Origin of the sequence: Novacetimonas pomaceti (assembly GCF_003207955.1) — a bacterium.
Taxonomy (GTDB): domain Bacteria; phylum Pseudomonadota; class Alphaproteobacteria; order Acetobacterales; family Acetobacteraceae; genus Novacetimonas; species Novacetimonas pomaceti.
In genome coordinates this window covers 62,622-82,304 of the sequence record NZ_NOXG01000009.1, presented here as the reverse complement: position 1 = coordinate 82,304, position 19,683 = coordinate 62,622, and the positions used below count along the sequence as shown (strand labels likewise).

Annotated in this window: 13 protein-coding genes and 1 pseudogene; 7 read left to right on the top strand and 7 right to left on the bottom strand. The window is 58.4% G+C overall.

The window, feature by feature from the left end; translation table 11 throughout:
* Positions 1–9 precede the first annotated feature (9 nt).
* The gene (locus CFR71_RS09520; RefSeq protein ID WP_110530491.1) at positions 10–1,647 is read right to left on the bottom strand and encodes an MFS transporter; all 1,638 of its coding nucleotides are present in this window, start codon (positions 1,645–1,647) and stop codon (positions 10–12) included.
* A 120-nt stretch (positions 1,648–1,767) separates the two neighbouring features.
* Between CFR71_RS09520 and CFR71_RS09515 the strand changes: the two genes are divergently transcribed.
* Entirely contained in the window at positions 1,768–2,700 is a 933-nt protein-coding gene (locus CFR71_RS09515; protein WP_110530490.1) for a LysR family transcriptional regulator, read from the top strand.
* Between the two features lie 102 nt (positions 2,701–2,802).
* On the opposite strand, the pseudogene CFR71_RS09510 reads toward CFR71_RS09515, so the two are convergent.
* Positions 2,803–3,121: pseudogene (locus tag CFR71_RS09510) on the bottom strand (transposase); the annotation flags it as partial.
* A 791-nt stretch (positions 3,122–3,912) separates the two neighbouring features.
* Between CFR71_RS09510 and CFR71_RS09505 the strand changes: the two are divergent.
* From CFR71_RS09505 to CFR71_RS09490, 4 genes are all read left to right on the top strand, one after another.
* Positions 3,913–4,752, top strand: a complete 840-nt coding sequence (locus CFR71_RS09505) for an ABC transporter permease (protein WP_110530489.1) — start codon at positions 3,913–3,915, stop codon at positions 4,750–4,752.
* Positions 4,749–5,498 carry an ABC transporter ATP-binding protein gene (locus CFR71_RS09500; RefSeq protein WP_110530488.1) on the top strand — a complete coding sequence of 250 codons (750 nt, stop codon included), beginning with the start codon at positions 4,749–4,751 and terminating at the stop codon, positions 5,496–5,498. Before CFR71_RS09505 ends, CFR71_RS09500 begins: the two co-directional genes overlap by 4 nt.
* A 360-nt stretch (positions 5,499–5,858) precedes the next feature.
* Complete coding sequence (locus CFR71_RS09495; protein ID WP_110530538.1) at positions 5,859–8,393, top strand: TonB-dependent receptor; 2,535 nt, start codon at positions 5,859–5,861, stop codon at positions 8,391–8,393.
* 160 nt (positions 8,394–8,553) lie between these two features.
* Positions 8,554–9,504: an aliphatic sulfonate ABC transporter substrate-binding protein gene (locus CFR71_RS09490; protein WP_110530487.1), complete on the top strand. Its 951-nt coding sequence runs from the start codon at positions 8,554–8,556 to the stop codon at positions 9,502–9,504.
* 150 nt (positions 9,505–9,654) lie between these two features.
* On the opposite strand, the gene CFR71_RS09485 is transcribed toward CFR71_RS09490, so the two are convergent.
* Together CFR71_RS09485 and CFR71_RS16530 are read right to left on the bottom strand one after the other, a co-directional pair.
* On the bottom strand, positions 9,655–13,062 hold the full coding sequence (locus CFR71_RS09485) for a DEAD/DEAH box helicase (RefSeq protein WP_110530486.1): 3,408 nt from the start codon (positions 13,060–13,062) through the stop codon (positions 9,655–9,657).
* Positions 13,063–13,475: 413 nt separating this feature from the next.
* On the bottom strand, positions 13,476–13,694 hold the full coding sequence (locus CFR71_RS16530; RefSeq protein WP_165832082.1) for a hypothetical protein: 219 nt from the start codon (positions 13,692–13,694) through the stop codon (positions 13,476–13,478).
* On the opposite strand from CFR71_RS16530, the gene CFR71_RS09480 reads away from it, so the two are divergent.
* The gene (locus CFR71_RS09480) at positions 13,693–14,931 is read left to right on the top strand and encodes an MFS transporter (RefSeq protein WP_165832081.1); all 1,239 of its coding nucleotides are present in this window, start codon (positions 13,693–13,695) and stop codon (positions 14,929–14,931) included. The genes CFR71_RS16530 and CFR71_RS09480 overlap by 2 nt on opposite strands.
* Before the next feature lie 88 nt (positions 14,932–15,019).
* Positions 15,020–16,432: a M20 family metallopeptidase gene (locus tag CFR71_RS09475; RefSeq protein WP_110530536.1), complete on the top strand. Its 1,413-nt coding sequence runs from the start codon at positions 15,020–15,022 to the stop codon at positions 16,430–16,432.
* A 67-nt stretch (positions 16,433–16,499) separates the two neighbouring features.
* Here CFR71_RS09475 and CFR71_RS09470 read toward each other — a convergent pair whose 3' ends face one another.
* From CFR71_RS09470 to CFR71_RS09460, 3 genes are all read right to left on the bottom strand, one after another.
* Positions 16,500–17,345 (bottom strand): 23S rRNA (adenine(2030)-N(6))-methyltransferase RlmJ, encoded by an 846-nt coding sequence (locus CFR71_RS09470; protein WP_165832080.1) that lies wholly within the window; start codon positions 17,343–17,345, stop codon positions 16,500–16,502.
* Between the two features lie 164 nt (positions 17,346–17,509).
* On the bottom strand, positions 17,510–18,523 hold the full coding sequence (locus CFR71_RS09465; protein ID WP_110530484.1) for a DMT family transporter: 1,014 nt from the start codon (positions 18,521–18,523) through the stop codon (positions 17,510–17,512).
* 197 nt (positions 18,524–18,720) lie between these two features.
* A complete protein-coding gene (locus CFR71_RS09460; protein WP_110530532.1) occupies positions 18,721–19,680 on the bottom strand; it encodes an aldo/keto reductase in 960 nt (319 codons plus the stop codon).
* Positions 19,681–19,683 lie beyond the last annotated feature (3 nt).

Genomic DNA, 19,683 nt, shown 5'->3' with positions numbered 1-19,683 from the left:
ACCCAGGATTCAGCGCGCGGGCGCATTGGGGGAGGGCGCGCGTGGCGGATAGACGCGATGTGGCAGGATCAGGTTCATGACGGCATAGCCAAGGCAGACCCAGATCAGGATGTAGTACAAATCATTGAGCGCGAGTACGAGCGCCTGTTCATGGACATAGGTGTGAAAGACCTGAAGCGAATTGCGGGCGACATGCATGCTGTCGGGGGAGGTGCCCGACAGCTGCCGGCCGATCGGATCCCCCATGCCCTGCAGCGCAAGGCCGTGCGTGCCGTGATGGTCGAGCAGCATGGTGGAGTGGTACTGCTCCCGCCGGCGGGTAAGGCTGGAAAACAGCGCAAAGGCGACCGCATTCGCCAGTCCCTTGAGCATGTTCACCATGCCGGAGATGAAGGGGCCGTCCGCCGGTCCCATCGCCATTGTCGCCAGCATGAGCGTGGGGATGACGGTCATGGGCTGCCCGAAAACCTGCAGGATCTGGGGCAGGTAGAAATTGTCCCGCACCCAGTCTACCGTCAGCCATGAGCCCAGCCAGGCCGACGCCGCAAGACACAGCATACCGCCAGCCAGAATAAAGCGGCAGTCCACCTTGCGGTTGTTGCAGATGGCCGCGATCAGCGGCAGCATGACAAGCTGCGGCAGGGCAACGACCAGCGACACCGGGGCCGCCTGAATGGGGCGGTAGCCACGCACCGCTTCCAGATAGGTCGCAGGGATGTCGCCCATGATGGCGCAGATGGCGAGAATGCCGATCAGCGAAAGCAGGGAGGCCTGGATGTTGCGCGATTTCCAGTACTGGATGCGGAAATAGGGGCTGGGGTGAAATGCCTCGTTGATGACAAAGACGATAAAGGCCGCCCCGCCCCAGAAGGTCAGGTCCGTGATGATGGGGGAGCGGAACCAGTCCAGCCGGTCGCCCTGATACAGCACGATGACCAATGAGCAGATGGCAGGCAACCCGACAAGGATGCCGAACCAGTTGAACTGCCTGAACCGTTCAAAGTGCATCGGGTCTTTCGGCAGGCCATAGGCCATCATGGCGATGGCAAGTGCCGCAGTGGGGATGATTTCCCAGTAAAGCCAGTGCCAGCCGACATGTTCAAACCAGAATGCTTCCAGCGGCAGGCCGAGGTTCGGGCCGAAGGTCGCGCTCATGGCATAGCCGCCGATGCCGAACACGCGGATTTGTGGGGGAAGGTATTTCAGCATGACGGTCATCAGCACGGGCGGCAGGCAACCGCCCGCTAGTCCCTGAAAGGCACGCAGGATACACAGCGACGTGACATCCGGCATGAACGGCGCGGGAAGGGAAAGCAGCGCCAGCATCGCCGTCATGAAGATGGAAAAGCGGTAGATCGAGAACGTCATGTAAAACCACGGCGTAAAAGCCATGGCGGCGATGTTGAATGCTTCGTAGATGGCGATGACCCACGTGCCTTCGTCGTGCCCGATATGCATCGCGCCCCGGATGTCGGACAGCCCGATTTCGGTAACATGTTCGTTGAATCCCGCGACATGCACGGCAAGCAGCATGCCCAGGCAGCCCATCACGGTCCGCAGGCCAAATGGCGGGATATAGGACGGCATCGCGGGTGAGGCATGGATCACCGGCGCGCCATCTTTCGGGGCGGGGGCAGCGGTTGTCATGGACCTGTATCAGCAGCATTGGACGGCGTCTGACCACCCCCGTTTCGGGCAAGAGATGATTCCACTTTCCGGAAGGGTTTGTGCTGGCTCCTGCGCGCAGTGAAGTCTATATTGGAAAGGATGCGAGGATATGATCTTGACCTGCTGCGCTATCTTCAGGTGCTGATCGAAGAAGAAAGCGTCTCCGCCGCCGCGCGGCGCCTGAAGGTGAGCGAACCTGCGATGAGCCGGCATCTCGCCAAGCTGCGGGTCGTTTTTTCCGACCCCATCCTTGTGCAGTCCGGACGCCGGATGATGGCGTCATCCTTTGCCACCGGCATCCTTGATCGTGTGCAGAACGTGGTCCGGGCGGCGGACAGCCTGGTGGAAACCCAGCTTCTGGCCGATCTGGCAAACATGGCCCCCACCTTTACCATCCGTGCCAATGACCTGATCGTCGCCGCGCTGGGGCTGCCACTGCTGCATGCCTTGCGGCGCGAATGCCCGAAATGCGAAATCCTGTTCGCGCCGGAGGTGGATGATCCGGCGTCGGATCCGCTACGTCATAACAGCGTCGATCTGTATATAGGGGCGACAGGCGTCATGAAGCCGGAAATCCGCCGACAGACGCTGTTCCGCCATCAGATGTTCGGGCTTGTGCGGAAAGGACACCCTATCCTTGCCGAACCCATCACGCCGCAGAGCATGGTGCTTTATGATTATATCAGTGTCTCACGCCGCGGCAGGGCCCGTGGACCCATCGACTGGGTCCTGCGGGATCATTACGGACTGACCCGCCGCATCGTGATGGTGGTGCCGAATTATCACGCCATGGTCGAAAGCATGCGGCACACGGACCTGATCCTGACGGTGCCCGACCTTGTGCTGCAACATATTTCAATGGATCGGCTGGGACTGGCCTCCTTCGCGTTTCCGCTATCCCTGCCGTATGTCGAGGCATTTCAGGCGTGGCATCCGCGCCGTGACACGGACCCGGTTCATCGGTGGCTGAGGGAGACCCTGTTCCGTGTTTCACGCCAGGTCTTCCAGAACCCCGGTGGGGGAAGGGCCTGAAGCCGGAGGTTCGGGCAGAGAACCTATATCATCAAGGCAGAACCTTTGCTGAATGAAGTCGATCCCAAAACCTGTATTGCCGACAAGGCTTGTGACAGCGGTCACCGACTGGCGGTCAATAATGCCGACAGTAGACATTGCTTTACGGCCGTCCTGTTCGCACGACAGCACGACGAGGATATGGTTCAGCGCCTCCCATCGCCCTTCACGGATCCAGCGGTAGAAATATCCCTGCACGGTTGTAAAAGGTAGAAAATGACATGGCAGTTGCCGCCACTGGCATCCGGTCGTGACAATATAAAGATTAGCCTTGACGACACGCCGCAGGTCCATGGACCGGGGAGGACCCAACCGTTTCTTCCGCATCATGCAGGTCACTGGCATATTTCAGGTCGTCGCGCTCATACCGTGCGCGGGTGATTTCAGTTCAGGTCATCAAGACCTCATCAGGTTGTCGCAAACCCATGAATCATAACTGACTGCAATCGCTCAATTTATTTTTGGTCAGGTTCTGAAGCTTTTTATAAAAAGCTTCACCAAAAACTTTTAATAATTTCATAATATTACTTGGGCTATATTTTCAAACAGCCTCCAAAATAAAAAAGTCGCAGGAAAAATTCATTTTCATGATCAGAAAAAATCAGGAAGTGAAAACATCTGCAAATGAACGGATTTATCCCAAGATATGGGATGGGCCGATCCGGGTGCGAACCATCAATGATGAATATTTATATAATCCGCTATAATATTGTCTGATAAGGCATGACAGATAATTAATTTTCTAGAATGCCGGTTTGTCGGAAATCGTATTTGTGAAACGACGGATGACTGCTTCAAGGCGCGGGCGTCCGGCCTGTGCGCCGTCTTGCGTATGGCTTTCAATCACACAAGACACTCCGACCGCCATTCTGACAGTGTCGCCTCTGACCGGGGCAGTTACCATGGATGCCCACGGACATGTTCTGGCTGCCCTGCCGTTCCAGCGTAACATCTGGTCAGGACGATCATGCCAGGGTCGCATGGCGTGCGGCACGCCATTCCCAGAAATATCATGTTCATCAATCCAGTCCCGTGCGGGGCATAAATAACTATATAAAATAGTTATAAGAAAAAAATATCATAAATGTGTTGAGAAAATTATTTACCTTTCAAAAACGATAAAATAAAGGACTCTCTCCAAAGCACACCCATTCACGAGGAAAGGAGAGGCGCATGTCAGGATCTCTCGTTCGGACCACATTCGCAGGAGCGGCCAAGGGGAGTGCGCGTTCCTTGTGGCGCATCAGGCTGGGTGTCCTGACACGCTATGCCTCTCCTGTCGTGCTTGTGCTTCTCTGGCAGGCGGCCTGTTCGGCGGGATTGCTGTCCTCGCGCCTGATGGCGTCCCCGGCCCGGATCGTGGCGACGGGCTGGTCCCTGACGCGCGATGGCACGTTGCAGGCCAACCTCACGGTGTCATTGATGCGGGCCGGGTGCGGGCTTGCGATCGGGGTTTTTGCCGGGGTCAGCCTGGGGCTGGTGTCCGGGCTTTCGCGCGTGGGGGAGGATATCGTGGATGCGCCCATGCAGATCCTGCGTACCCTGCCGACGCTGGCGCTGGTGCCGCTTTTCATCCTCTGGTTTGGCATCGGGGAAACCCCAAAGATCTCCCTTGTGGCGCTGGGAGCGAGTTTTCCCATCTACCTCAATCTTTACAAGGGGATCCGTTCCATAGATCCCAAACTTCTGGAAATGGTTCGCACACTTGGTCTTTCACGGGGGCGGACGATCCGCGACGTCATCCTTCCCGGGGCTTTGCCGGATCTTCTGGTGGGATTGCGGTTTGCCGTGGGGATCTCGTGGCTGATGCTCGTCGTGGCGGAACAGATCAATGCCGAAAGCGGGATCGGTCACATGATGATGGATGCGGAGGACTTTCTTCGCACTGATATCATTCTTCTCGGGCTGGTAATCTATGGCCTGCTTGGCCTTGTTTCTGATCAGGTCGTGCGCTTTCTGGAGGGCATGCTGCTGGTCTGGCGCCCGTCCCATCGTGTTGCGGGGGCGCGATGAACAGGATCGTGCAGGAGTTGAGGGAGGTGAGGCTTCCATCACGCAATGACGCCGCCGTTATTGTCCAGGGCCTGACGCGCAGGTTCGGGGATGGGCCGGCCGTGCTCGAACATCTTGACCTGGCCATCGCGCCGGGGGAGTTCGTGGCATTGCTGGGGCATAGCGGATCTGGAAAATCGACCCTGCTGCGCACGCTGGCGGGGCTGGATCCGGTCATCGAAGGGTCCGTCAGCCGCCCGGGCGAAGTCTCCGTCGTGTTTCAGGAAAGCCGTCTGCTGCCGTGGAAACGGGTCTGGCAGAATATCGTCCTTGGGCAGGCCGGGGCAAATGGCCGTGAACGTGCCATGGCGGTGCTGAAAGAGGTGGGGCTTGGACACCGGGGGGATGCGTGGCCACTGACCCTTTCGGGCGGGGAGGCGCAGCGGGCGGCTTTGGCCCGGGCACTGGTTCGTGAACCCGCGTTCCTGATGCTGGATGAACCCTTTGCCGCGCTGGATGCGTTGACCCGGCTGAAAATGCAGCGATTGGTATCGGATTTATGGGTCCGTCACCGCTGTTCCGTGCTGCTGGTCACGCATGATGTTGACGAAGCCCTGCTGCTGGCGGATCGCGCGGTGGTTCTGGAACGGGGGCGGATCCGCATGGACCTGCCCATTCCGATGGAGCGTCCGCGCCGTCATGCTGACCCGCGGTTCGAGCATCTGCGAACCGTTCTGCTGGGTACGCTTGGCGTGCATGATGACTGACATGGATTGATGGGAAAATCTGAAGCCTGTCTCCGACAGGACGGGCCGCCGGGCGAAGCCGGAATGTGGCGCGTCCTGTTGATGGCGGTGGGTTACTGGCAGGATCAAGTGGGCAATCACCCGTAATTGCCGTCTCTGTGCCTGAGATGTCATGAGGTGAAAGAGAGGCATTTCCATCATCTGGAATCTCTCTGGTCGCCTGCAGGACAGGGGCGAAACGCATATGTGCGTGCTTATTTAACTATTTAAAATAGTTTAAAACATTTTCCACAAATAATAATTGACTACACCGGGCGTAAATATATCATGATTTTTGTTGTTATGTAATTATACTAACTTATGTGGTTATTTGGGGGCGGCATGAGTAGCTCAAAAGCTCGATCATTGCGACTTCACGCTGGGCTTTCGTCCAGGGACTCTCTGAATCGAGGCCTGCTTTTCTGCTGCGCTCTGACCGTCACCTTCTCATCCCAGGAGGGAAAGGCCGCAACCACGCAGGGGAATTCATCTTTCCCCCTGAAAAACAGCCATTCGCGTCAGACGCCGCCTGTCCATGCGCAAACGACGAAGCCTGCGGGCAGGGGAACAGATTCTCCTGTCAGCAGGCCTGAAATCCTGCATGTGCGGGCCAGCGCTTCGCCAGCACGGCGTCAGCTTCTTGCGCGGCAGAATGATCCTGTGGCCGTGACGACGATTACGGAAAAGGATCTTCAGACCCACCAGATTACCAATATCCAGCAGGCGACGAAATTGCTGCCTGCCGTTTCCCTGCAGATCACCAACCCACGCAATACCGCCATCAATGTGCGTGGATTGGGAAATTTCAGTTCAAGCGCCCAGGACGGGCTGGAAAACGGCACCACGGTTTATATCGACGGTGTCTATCAGGCGCGTCCCGGGGCCGTGCTGGGTGATATCAGCGACCTGATGGGGATAGAGGTCCTCAAGGGGCCTCAGGCCACGCGGGGCGGCGTGGATAATGACGGCGGCACCATCAACATATCCACACTGGCGCCTTCGTTCAGGCGCCAGTATTCGGTAATCGGGGATTACGGCAGCTATAACACCGCCAATATCCGCCTGAGGGCGACCGGCCCCATCGGGAACAGTGACAAGGTAGCGTTCAGCCTGTCGGGATTTTCCATAAACCGTGATGGGTATGTCAAGAACGTAACAACCGACCGTTACTATCAGGACTATCATGATCTCGGCGTAAAGGCGCAGATCCTGGCAAAGCCGACGGACCGGCTGACGATACGGCTGATCGCGGATTATTCGCACCTCAGGGAAAGCTGCTGCGTTACGCCCATGTCCACCGCGCTGACGCATTATGCGAATGGGGCGGTCATTGCGGGGAATTACTGGGAACGGGCCGCATATGCGGGCGCGGAACCCCTGCCTGCGCACGGGATACGTGACATGCTGATCAGCGCCCCGTCCACCGGTAGCCAGGCGGTAGACCAAGAAACCTATGGAGTTTCACTGAATATTGGCTACCAGTTCAAAAATCAGTGGAAGCTGGAGAATATTGCGTCATGGCATACATGGTTCTGGTATCCCCATAACGGTTTCTCAGGAGGGCTTGGCACCATACCCGGCCTGCGGACATTATCGGCGGGTAATAATCAGGTTTATGAACAGCACGCGACCGAAGAACTGAAAATTTCCTCGCCCACAGGACGAAGGTTTCAATTTTCTGGCGGAATTTTCTATATGTATGAGGAGGTTCCGGATTATTCCTACTGGTCCATAACGGATCAGGGCGCGAAATATTATGGCTATGGATATACTCCGGCGGTCTATAACGCCGGATTGAACGGGGCGACATTTTCATCCCATGACAATCCGATTACCAACGAAGTGGCGGGTTATGTCCGTGCCAGCTATGCGATTACATCCAGAATTTCGCTTGAAGGCGGATTCAGATACTCCTTCGTGACAAAATCCGGCAGTTATGCGTCAAAGATCGTGGGGTCCCAGTATCCCGCGCTGGCTGCCGCCGTTCTGGGGCAGGAAGTTTCCTATCATGCGTTTCATCGCGAACATGAACCCAGCGGAAATCTGAGTCTTCTGTACCGGGCCGGGGCCGATTATCTTCTTTACGCGACCTACAGTCGTGGCGTGCGAAACGGCGGGATCAATCTTGTAAGCCTGAATATTTCACAAGGCGCCAATCCCAGCGTCAGGCCCGAGATCGATGACATGTTCGAATTCGGGTCGAAGAATTCGTTCCTGAACAAGAGGATTCTGGTCAATATGGCGGCATTTTGGAATAATGTTCATAATTATATTACCAGTGCCTCCTATTACACCTCGACAGGAACCACGATTTCCTACCTGACCAATGCAAAACATGTGGTGTCGCGTGGGCTGGAACTGGATGCCAGGGGCGTCATAATTCCGGGGCTTGAGGGACGGGTATCTGCCTCTTACACCGATGCGTTCTATGCCTCATTCAATAATGCGACGCATCCCCTGGAATCTTCGAACATCAAGGGGCTTTACAGCCTGACGGGAAACCAGATTCCCCTGAATTCGAAATGGAACCTTTCGGCGGGTCTGGAATATACCGTGCCCATCAGGGATATGAGTCCATCAGCACATGGTTTCTGGAGCCATCTTCTGTTTTATGTAGGTGCTGATTATATATATCGCTCTGGTTATTATGCAGACGCCTCGGAATCCCGCTATACGCGCATTCAGCCTTATGGCCTTCTGGATGGCCATATTGGCATTCGTCCGGAAGGCGGGAAATGGGATCTCAGCTTCTGGGGCCATAACATGCTGGACAAACGGTATTTCGTGACCATGACGCCGCTGGCGACCGGGGCGGTCTTTTATGGACAGTTGGGCGATCCGGCGATGTTTGGTGGCGAATTCAGCTACAAGATGTAGGCATCATCATATGTTTCCGAAAATCGTATGTAAAAATCGTCCTGTAAGAAAGTGACACCGGAAATTTCCATCAAACGGTGATTTTCAGGCAGGCTTCCAGGGAAAACGGGCGTGTGCGTTATAAAAAACGTGCAGTCGTCCTGAAAAAAGGAGACATAAGTTGATTTCAAGACGCGCTCTCGGAAGGCTGGCCCTTTCGCAAGGTCTGATCGCGCTGCTGGGCCGAAAGGCTTTCGCCGGGCAGAATAGTGTCCGGATCGGTTACCAGAAATACGGCACGCTCGTTCTTCTGAAGGAAAAAGGTTTTCTGGAAGAAGCCCTGCGGCCCAGGGGAATATCGGTGCAGTGGGCGCAGTTTCCCGCTGGACCGCCTTTGCTGCAGGCCATGATCGCCGGGGCGCTCGATTTTGGCGCGACAGGGGACCTGCCGCCGGTTTTTGCGCAGGCAAGTGCGCCGGATGCCCTGATCTATGCGGGAAATGAGAACCGGACTGGCGCCAGCGAAGCGATCATCGTGCCGCAGGACAGCCCGATCCGTACCGTCAGCGACCTGCGAGGCAAGCGTGTCGCCGTGACGCGGGGATCGGATGCCAACTGGCTGCTTCTTGCGTCCCTCATGAACAATGGCCTGAGCCTGCATGACATCAAGGTTTCCTATCTGCTACCTGCGGCGGCGCGCCCGGCGTTTGAGGCGGGGCAGGTTGATGCGTGGTCGATATGGGACCCCTATCTGTCGGGGGCGTTATCAAGTGCCGGGGGGCGTGTCCGTGTGCTGGCCACGGGGGATGAGGTAGGGGGAGGCACCCCTTTCTATCTCGCGCGCAAGGGGTTCTTTATCGAGGATCGTGATCTGCTGCGTGATATCATTGCCGCCGTGGAAAAGTGCGATGAATGGGCGCAGGAAAACAGGCCAGAGGTCGCAGCCATGCTTGCCCGCAGCACGGGGCTGGAACTCGGGGTGGTGGAGCAGTCGGTGGCAAAGATTCATTTTGGATTTTGCCGTATTACGCCGCAGGTCATCGCCAGCCAGCAGCATATTGCCGATACGTTCATGGCGGCCGGGCTTCTTCCTTCCGCGCCCAGGATAAGTGAAGCTGCCCCTGATATATGAGGAATGGCCTGAAATAATTCATTGATAAAAACGACAGAAGTTTTTGGTGAAGCTTTTTCCAAAAAGCTTCGAAGAATATCGGCTTTTGAAAAAAGCAGCCCCCAAAAACTTTTTGTACCAGATGCGATGCCTCCGTGGTTTTCCATCCAGTCAGGCTGACTGATCCATCGTGGCAAGGGAATCCAGAACATGATGCGGATTGACCTGCGGAAGCAGATGGGCTGCATCCCCGAAATAGTTCAGGCCCCCCCACAGCTTGCGATCACCGATCATGTAAAAGCGGCGTTTGGCGCGGGTGACCGCGACATTGAGGATGTTCGGTTTTGACGCCGCCCACTGGGCGGATCCGCGTTTTGTCTCATCCGCCCCCAGAACCATGATGACGGTGTCTTCTTCCTTGCCCTGAAAGGTATGGACGGTGCCGATGCGATTGCCAATCCATGTCCGCAGTTCGCGCGGAGGATACATGTTATGGCTGGCCCAGCATGCGGGATCGCGAAGCGCCTTGCCAATGGCCTGCCTGATTTCCTTGAAGGGCGAGACGACATACAGCGCAGGCAGTTTCTGGTCACGGGAGGTGCAGGCCACGATCAGGGCCACGACATAATCGACCTGTTCCTGCACCACCTGTTTGCCAACGACCTTTCCCGTGACGGAGAACCATGCGCTTTCCCCCAGGAAAGGTGAGCTGTCAGGCCCCGGAGCCGGGTCAGCCGAACCGTGGATCATCTTCCCGTCATAAGCGATGCGATTGGCAATCGTGAACATCGGATCAAGGCAACGACGATGCACGCGCAGGGGACTGCCGACCCAGATCGGATTTCCGTCACGGACGTTCAGGTGGGTGCCATAGGGATTGGCGGCATCGGCCAGGGTCTGCACCGATGCTCTTGCCGGGGAGCAGCGTCCATCGGCGGTATGGGGCGAGAGATCGCACAGTGCTTTGACAAGGGGGGCGGAGAGGGTGAAAACCGGCTCGATCTGCAGGGGATCGCCAATGATGACGGCACGCCGTGCGCGGAATATCGCGCCCACGGCAGCCTGCGGCATGGCCTGTCCCGCTTCGTCCACGAAAACCCACCCCAGCGTTTCGGGACCGACGCCGTGAAACTGTCGGGCGAAAGAGGCAAAAGTGGTTGAGACCACGGGAACGATCATAAAGAAATTCTGCCAGATTGCCGCAACAGTCTCTGGCGTGGACCCGTATCGTCCGGGATTGCTGATGTGGCGGCTGATGGCTGCCAGCGTATCGAAATAATGCAGGGTCCGTGACGTCATCACCGCTGCAAGCCATGATTCGTGCAGGCCAAGGGCGGCCTTGAACAGGTCGGAGCGCAGGCGATTGAGTTTCCGGTCATGCCACAGGCCGGAGCGTTGCAGCCCGTCGGTTTCAAGGTCCCGCGCGTTTTCAAACAAAGTAACGTCGGGGAATTCTTCATGGCAGGCGCGAAGTTCCTTTTCCTCCTGCGCCAGTCTGCCCTGAATCTGTTTGATCGTCGTCTGGATGTCCGTGCATGCGCCTGTCGCTGCCTGTAAATCCCGGGTCAGGTCATTTTCAACCTGCTGGGAAAGATCACGGATTTCCTTGCCAAGCCTGATCTGTGCCTGGGCGTTTTCCCGTGTCGCGGCGGAATGCTGCTCCTTTTCTTTCGAGTTGAACAGAGATTTCCACAAGGAGGGTTTCAGGCGGTCAATCTGTTCCTGTTCGGCGCGCAGGCTTTCCAGTTCAGCGTTCCTGCGCGTCAGTGCATTCCGTGCTTCAGCAAGGGTGTCGGCGCAGTGCTTTTTACGGGCCTGCGCGACTTGAAGCTGTTTTTCCTTTTCTGACAACTGCTGCCGAAGGACGCCATTCCCTGAAGACGCATGCAGATTGGCAAATGCTTCGAGACCCGCCAGACGGGCGGAGACCTGTTGATCCAGATTACGGAAATTCTTGGCCGCATCCCTGAAATTCTGCTGTGCGCTGGCGGGGGACGTCCCTTTTATCCATTGCCATATTGTGGCCGGACGTTCGTTGCCGCTCCATGTTTCGTCCGCATCGTCCGGGACCTTCCTGAAAAAGACGCTGTCACAGAAACGGGAACGATTGGTTGAATTCCCCAGGGTGCAGGTAATCAGGCCCCAGGGATATTCCTTGGGTGGGAGGGCACGGAAGCCGCCATCCCTTGTCTCCGCCGCAAGCTTGTGCGCCACGGGGCGAAGATAGGTGAACGCCTCATCGGGAGAGAGGTCGATCGCCGCGGATTGCGGCAGGTCCTTTGAAATATTTTCAACAGCGGTATTGTTGTACGAGGTGACAACCATCTCATACCCGCTCAGGTCCGGACGCAGCTTCCGGACATTGAATTTGTGCTCTCCACTCTCTGCCTCGACAGAACCGGTGAAGGCGTCTCCAGCCGATTTCAGGCTGGCGAGGACACGGGCGCGGCGGGTGATGTTTTCCGCGAAAATATCTCGCAACAGGGTGGTCTTGCCCGTTCCGGGCGGCCCGTTGACCGAGAAAATGCCACGATCTTTCAGGTGGCTGAACGCGGTGTTGATGGCGAACTGCTGCATCAGGCTCATGGCGTGGGCAGGGTTTGATATCCAGCGCCCGCTGTTCATGAACCGGGGATGCAATGCATCAATGATGTGCGCGCGTCCCCTGTCCGTGCCGAGGTCGGTCCTTTTCCCTTCGGAAAGTTCCGTCAGATACTGTCGCAGGGCAGGCGGAATGGCGCCTGTCTTCAGGGTGGCAAGGGCGCGTTCGATGTCGGTCAGGAAGAAGCTGTTGAGGATGCCGATTTCCGGGAGCTTTTCCTGCTTTTCATCGTCATCGTCATCGTCCTCCTGCGCTGGCGGTTTCGTCTCCGTATCAGGCGCAGGATCCCGACGGATTTTCTCCTTCCCGTAATTGAGCTGCAGCAGGGCGGCAGGAAGGTCCCGGGGCGGGAAAAAATCGGCCCATTCCCCGAAAATCCTGATCAGGTGCGGTATTTCCCCGGCTGCAAGCGGCAGGGGAACCGTCGGGTCCGTAATGTTGGCCGCGTGCCGCCGTTCTTCGGAAAAATTGGCCAGCATCCTTTGCAGGCGCAGCCGGTCCGCCTCGAACGCATCCCATGACAGGGCATTGAGGGAATATTTCAGGGCCTTGCCAATGGCCCATGGAAAGGTCGAGATCTCGACAGACGTGAAATCAGGCTCACCCGCTGCATTTAGGTGAATCTTTGCCATGCATGTCGTGGCGTTGGGATATCCGTGCGGTTCGGGCGTGTCGTCTTCGTCGTTACGCTCTTCGCGGTCAAGTCGGCTGAATTCGGTTTCAGCCTCCAGCCGGCTGGTGACGCGCCGGACTTCTTCCTTATCGAACAGGCCAAGAAACAGGTTTGCGCCAAGCGAGGCTTTCCCGCGTGGGGGAGGATAGTCATTGGGAAGCCTGGGATTGTCAGGATGCACGAAAACGGAAAACTGGTTTTCACTTTTCCTTTCCCTGACCTGCCGCAGGTCGAAAGGGATGAAGAATTCAATTTTGTGCCAGCATGCAAGGATATCAGAAAATGCGGCGGTTTCTGAAGTCATTCTCTGGGGTCTTCTTCTGTGTTGGCCCTGTCATCCGGGCAATATGATAGCATGGCGACCTGAAAGTAACAGCAGGAAAAACCCCTCTTGCGTGAGGTCGGAAAGTTCCTTTCGGGCAGCAGGAAAAAAGAACATGAAGCAACATTTCCCTGTGTACTGCGGTAATTCACATCCGTGGTTGCGTGACCGGGGGCCGTCTGCCTGCTTCGGCTCTGTCCAGTCGCATGTATCGGATGATGTTCACAAGGCGGACGCATGAGTTCCCGACGCTTATGATTTCTTCGGTCTTCGTGTTTCCTGCATGCGCCGGATGAAATGGCGCCATCCCGGTGGGCGGCAGGGAATTATCAGTCCTCAAGACGATACAATCTCCGCGGGATTTCGGACGGTTTATGTTGCTGACATGCAACATGTCAGGCGATTTCGGAAAAATTGTCCCGTGGAAGAAAATGGAACTCATGACAGGACAGAAATGAGATAGCTTCTTCCATGATCGGGAATGCGCGGTGTCCGGCTTTGTCTTCGCGGTTGCGCGGGAACCGGCAGGCATGCGTAAAATCGAAGGGAGAAATCCTCTTGCGGATCCAGTCGGGAAAAGCGCGCAACCTTGTCGCGACGGCAATGGGGAACATGCTGGAATTCTACGATTTTACCGTTTACGCGGCTTTTTCCACATTTCTGTCGGCGGCCTGTTTCCCTGCGGGCAATCCCCGCCTTGCCCTGCTGCTTTCAACCGTGATTTTCGGGATCGGCTTTCTGGCCCGTCCCCTTGGGGCGATCGTGATGGGCGCGTATGCCGACCATCACGGCCGCAGGCGCGCCCTGACCCAGACGATATGGCTCATGGCATTGGGCAGCCTGATGATCGGGCTGTTGCCCGGATATGCCACCATCGGGCTGGCGGCGCCGATAATGCTGAGCGTGGCGCGCCTTATCCAGGGGTTTTCCGCCGGTGGGGAAATGGGAAGCGCCACCGCCTTCCTGGTGGAGGCCTCGGCACGGGAGCGCATCGGCCTTGCGGCCAGCTGGCAGATTGCGACGCAGCATCTCGGGACGATCATTTCGGGTCTGTGCGGCATCCTGCTGGGGCTGTCCATGTCTTCGACCCAGATCGCGGGGTGGGGATGGCGGCTGCCTTTCATCCTTGGCGCCATTATCGTGCCCGTGGGCGCATGGATACGGCGCAACCTGGACGAAACCCTGGCACCCGATCAGGTCCGCCAGGGCATGATCAAAAACGTGCGCCATGTCTTCATGCGCATGCCGGGCCGGATCGCCCTGTGCATGCTGCTGGTGGCCGGGGCGACGATTTCGCAGTATTTTTTCCTGTACGGCACCATATTTGCCATCCACGACCTGCGGTTCCCGGCCGCGTTCGCGATCTCGGTCAATATCGCCCTTGGGCTGACGGGATGCCCGTTCGCCCTTCTGGGCGGTTATCTGAGCGACCGTTATGATCCGTACATCGTCACGCTGGCGGCCCGTGCCATGTTGTGCGGCCTGTTCCTGCCGGCTTTTGTTTTCCTGCTTTCCCATCCTTCGCCACTGGTATTTACGGTGGTGCTGATGCTGCTCATGTCGCTGCATGCGCTGGCGTCGGGCGCGTGCATGCGGATCCTGCCCGACCTGTTTCCGATGAATGTCCGCACATTGGGGACGGGACTGTCCTATTCGCTGGGGGTGACGATATTCGGGGGCACGGCCCAGACGATATTCACGCTTCTTATCGACAGGACCGGCAACAGGCTGTCATGGATATATTTCGTGACGGGCATGCTGGTTGTATCCTCGTCCTCGCTTGTGTTCCTGCGGCGCATTGCCCGACACGACAGGCAACGCAACCGTGCCGGGGACGCGGCAGGGGCATGAGCGCCCATGGCGCGGGATGCGACGTTCCGTTTTTCCCGGATACTATCCTGCGGCGATGCTGTATCGTATTCCCTGCCATGGAGGGGACATGAAAAATATCGATGAAATCTGGGCAGCCGTGGATACGCTTGGCGACGTGTTCTGCGATTTTTCCGATCGCATATGGGATACGCCGGAACTTGCCTATGATGAGTACCGCTCCGTTGACACGCAGCAGGCCATGCTGGAACGCCACGGGTTCCGCATCACGCGAAATCTGGCGGGAATTCCGACTTCCGTCATGGGCGAAGCCGGGGAAGGGGGACCGGTCATCGCGTTTCTGGGGGAATTCGATGCCCTGCCCGGACTGAGCCAGGAAGCGGGCCTTGCACGTTGCAGTCCGGTGGAGGACGCCGATAACGGGCATGGCTGTGGCCATAACCTGCTGGGTGGCGCGGCGATGCTGGCAGCTTGTACGTTGAAAGACTGGATGGCGGAAAAGGGAATTGCCGGCAGGGTCCGCTATTATGGCTGCCCGGCGGAGGAAGGCGGCGCCGCAAAGACGTTCATGGTGCGCGATGGCGTGTTTGACGATGTCGATTTCGCGCTGTCATGGCATCCCGGGTCCATCGCGGGTCCGTTCTATCCGGCGTCGCTGGCAAACATGCGCATTGATTTCACGTTCCACGGCCGCGCGTCCCATGCCGCCGCCTCCCCGCATCTCGGACGTTCCGCCCTGGACGCGGCAGAGCTGATGAACATAGGGGTCAATTACCTGCGCGAACATATGCCCAGCTCCGCGCGGGTCCACTACGCCTATCTTGATGCGGGCGGGGTGGCGCCCAACGTGGTGCAGTCGAAGGTGACCATACGTTACCTGATCCGCGCCGATGACCTGCGGCAGCTGCGTGAACTGACTGAACGGGTCAGGAAAATCGCCCGGGGTGCCACGCTGATGACCGAAACGCGGGTGGAGGAAGGCGTGGTCAGCGCCGTATCCAACCTGATGGGCAATACCCCGCTGGAAGATACGATATATTCCAACCTGATCCGTCTGGGGCCGCCGCGCTTCGATCGGGAGGATTACGATTTCGCGCGGGAAATCCAGAAAACCCTGACGCCGCAGGATATCCGTTCGGCCTTCCTGTCGGCCGGATTGCCACCGCGCGCTGACGTGCCGTTATGCGACATGATCGCGCCGCGTGAATTCGTGCCGCCGCCCTTTGGTTCCACCGATGTGGGGGACGTCAGCTGGGTCGTGCCCACCGTGCAGATGTGGGGGGCGACCTGCGCCATTGGAACACAGCTGCATTCCTGGCAGATGACCGCGCAGGGCAAGAGTGGCATCGCGCACAAGGGCATGATCCACGCCGCCAAGGTAATGGCCGCCACCGCCCGCGACGTACTGATGGCCCCCGCCCTTCTGGAACGCGTAAAGGCGGATCATGACAGCCGTCTTGCGCAGGAACCCTATGTCTGTCCCATGCCGGACGAAGTCGTCCCGCCCGTGCAGGATAAATGACGGAGCGCGCGCAGCGGGGCGGTGCAGGCGCGGATGGACATGTATCCCCGGATGCGCCTGCCTCCTGTCATTCCGGCACGACCCATTCGACGGTTGCGGCGGTTTCCTCGTCCCCCAGATGTCCGCGCAGAACGTCAAGGGCGTGCCGCGCGACGTCCTCGAACCCGAAAGGCGGGTTCGCGACGATCATGCCGCTGCCATTGAGGCGTGATGGGTCAAGGGGAGGACGAAGCGTCAGCTCAAGCGCCAGCAGGTTTCGCTGCCCCGCGTCCTTCAGGGCGTTTTGAAACGCGCGGACGGGGGCGCGGTGCTTGATCGGATACCACGCCGCGATGATGCCCGTGCCAAACCGGCGGCGCGCCGTGATGATGGCTTTTGCCAGACGCTGGAACTCGTCCTTCTGCTCAAAGGGGGGATCCATAAGGACCAGCCCGCGCTTCGCATGCCGGGGCGGAAGAAGTGCGGTAATGGCTTCGTAGCCATCACGGCCATGGACCGAAACGGCGGGAGTGTTGCGAAACAGCCTTTTCAGGCTCTGCTGGTCCTGCGGATGCAACTCGCAGCAGGTCAGCGTATCGCCAGGCCGCAGAAGCCGGGAGACAAGTGCCGGGGAGCCGGGATAGAACAGCTCTCCCCCATGTTCGCGCATGACATGGCGCACGATGTCGAGCCAGTCGTCCAGCACAGGGTCCGCCCCCGGGGATGTCCCGAGCAGGCGTCCGATGCCGTCGCGCCATTCCCCCGTTGACCGGGCCTGTGGCCCCGACAGGTCATATATCCCGACGCCCGCATGCGTATCGAGGACGCAAAAAGGCGCGGGCTTGCGGCAGAGTGCCTTTATCAGCGCCGTCAGCAGGACGTGTTTCATGACATCGGCAAAATTGCCCGCGTGGTAGCCATGCCTGTAATTCAATGTCGTCCTGTTCCCTGAAGAAGCCTTTGCCGCCACGCGACGGCGAGTGCGGAATGTCGCGGTGCCGAGTGTTAATGCATGACCGCGTTCCCTGTCATGGGGATTGATGGCCGGTCACGACAGATTTTTCACAAGGGCGCGGAGGGAGGCCACCGGCGGGGCCGTCATCGCGTTTTTGCGGGATCTGCCGGATGTCCCGGCCGGTCCCTGTCGGGATATGTTTCCTCCCGTGGCGCGGGGACATGCGCGAGGGCGGAGGACAGGACACTGAGCATGAGGAAGATGACGGCAGCCGTTTCGATCGCCGTCGGCAGCCGTCCCGTCCACAGGCATCCGTAGAAAAGGGCAAACAGGGTTTCGCCCACGGCCATCTGGCCGCTTAACGTCATGGGGAGCATCTGGCACGTACGGTTCCAGAAAATGCCGCCCATGACCGAGGCAACCAGCGCCACGCCACCGCTGACGGCGGCAAAGGCCAGCCATCCGGATATCGGGTGGGATGCCGCACCCGGATGGACGGCAAATGGCAGGAGGAGCAGTGCCTCGGCACCCGTGGCGATCCCGGTCAGGAGGCTCCAGTCATCCGCGCTGATGACGCTCAGCCGTTTCAGCCATCGTGAATTGGAAAGCGCGAAGATGCTCCATGACGCAAGGCCACCGATCGCCAGCATGAAACCCGTCAGGCGGGTGACATCCGTGCCGGCGGTTCCCTCGCCGGAATGAAGGGTCTGCATGGCGGTCAGCCCCAGCCCCACGAGCATCAGCAGCATGGAGGGAACAAGCCTGCGCAGGCCAAGCCCATCCTTTTCACGGGTTCCAAGTATTCCGATGATAACGGGCAGGAATCCGGTCATGATGGACGTAATATCGATGCCGCAAAGCCGTACCGCCGATGAAATCAGGATGTAATAACCAAGATTGCCCGTCAGGCCGAGCCATAGCAGCGCGATCCATTCTTTCGGGGCAATCCGTGAATGAATCTGCCGCCAGCGTGGCAGGACGAGAAGGACTGAAATGGCCCCATAGGCAATATAGCGGGCCGTGGAAAGTTGCAGCGGCGTGAAATCCGGCACCATGGCGGGCGCCACGAAAACGCTTCCCCAGCATGCGCCGGTCGCCACGCCATTGGCCAGACCCGGCAGGAGGGGAAAGCGGGACCGTGACTGGGCGCCGTTCATGGTTGTCCTTGGATTACATGACTGTCTCTCTCCCTTATGGGGCAACAGGTCATGTATTGGAACGGATTCCGTGGTCCTTCCTGCCGGTCCTTGTGTCTGATCCCCGTATCGGGTCGGTGCCGCCAAAAGAAAAGGGGACGGATGTCCCATCCGGATCATCCGTCCCCAGCCGCGATATGCCTGAAATGACAGCGGGATTATTCCGGCTGGCCCGCCATTTCCAGCATGCGGATCTCTTCGTCCGACAGACACAGTGCCGCCGCGCGCGCGAAACTTTCGACATGGGCGCGCCTGGTGGCGCTTGCGATCGGCGCGGTTACGCCCTGCCGCGCGATGAGCCATGCCAGGGCGACTTCGGCATCCGTGGCGTCATGCGCCCGGGCGACCCGGTCAAGTGCCGCGAGAATGGCCATCCCGCGCGGATTGAGATACTTGCCAATGCCTTTGCCGCGCTGGCTTTGTGACAGATCTGATTCCGTGCGGTATTTCCCCGACAGGAACCCGGAGGCCAGGCTGTAATAGGTCACGACGCCCAACCCTTCGCGCAGGCACAGATCACGTAGCGCCCCGTCATAGGACGCGCGGTCATAGAGGTTATATTCAGGTTGCACCACCTGATAGGCCGGAAGGTCATTGCGGCGCGCGACATCCAGCGCATGTTCCATCTGCGCCGCATCGAAATTGGAGGCGCCGATCGCGCGGACCTTGCCCTCTTTCCTCAACTGGTCAAAGGCCGCCAGCGTTTCCTCGCACGGGGTTTCGGGGTCGGGGCGATGGGAAAAATACAGGTCGATCCGTTCGATCCCCAGACGGGAGAGGGAGTCTTCCGCCGCCTGAAGGATCCACTTCCTCGACAGGCCCTTTTTGCCCGGAACGCCCAGGTCCCAGCCGACCTTGGTAAAGATGTGGACCCTTTCACGCATGCCGGGACGCGCCCGGAGCCAGCGTCCGATGATGGTTTCCGATTCACCGCCCTTGTTACCCGGAGCCCACGTGGAATAGACATCCGCCGTATCGATGGCATTGAACCCGTGATCGACAAAGGCATCCAGCACGTCGAAGCCGGTTTTTTCGTCAATGGTCCAGCCCAGCACGTTTCCCCCGAAGACGATTGGCGCGATATCAAGCCCGGTCAGGCCGAGGGGACGTTTTTCCATGCT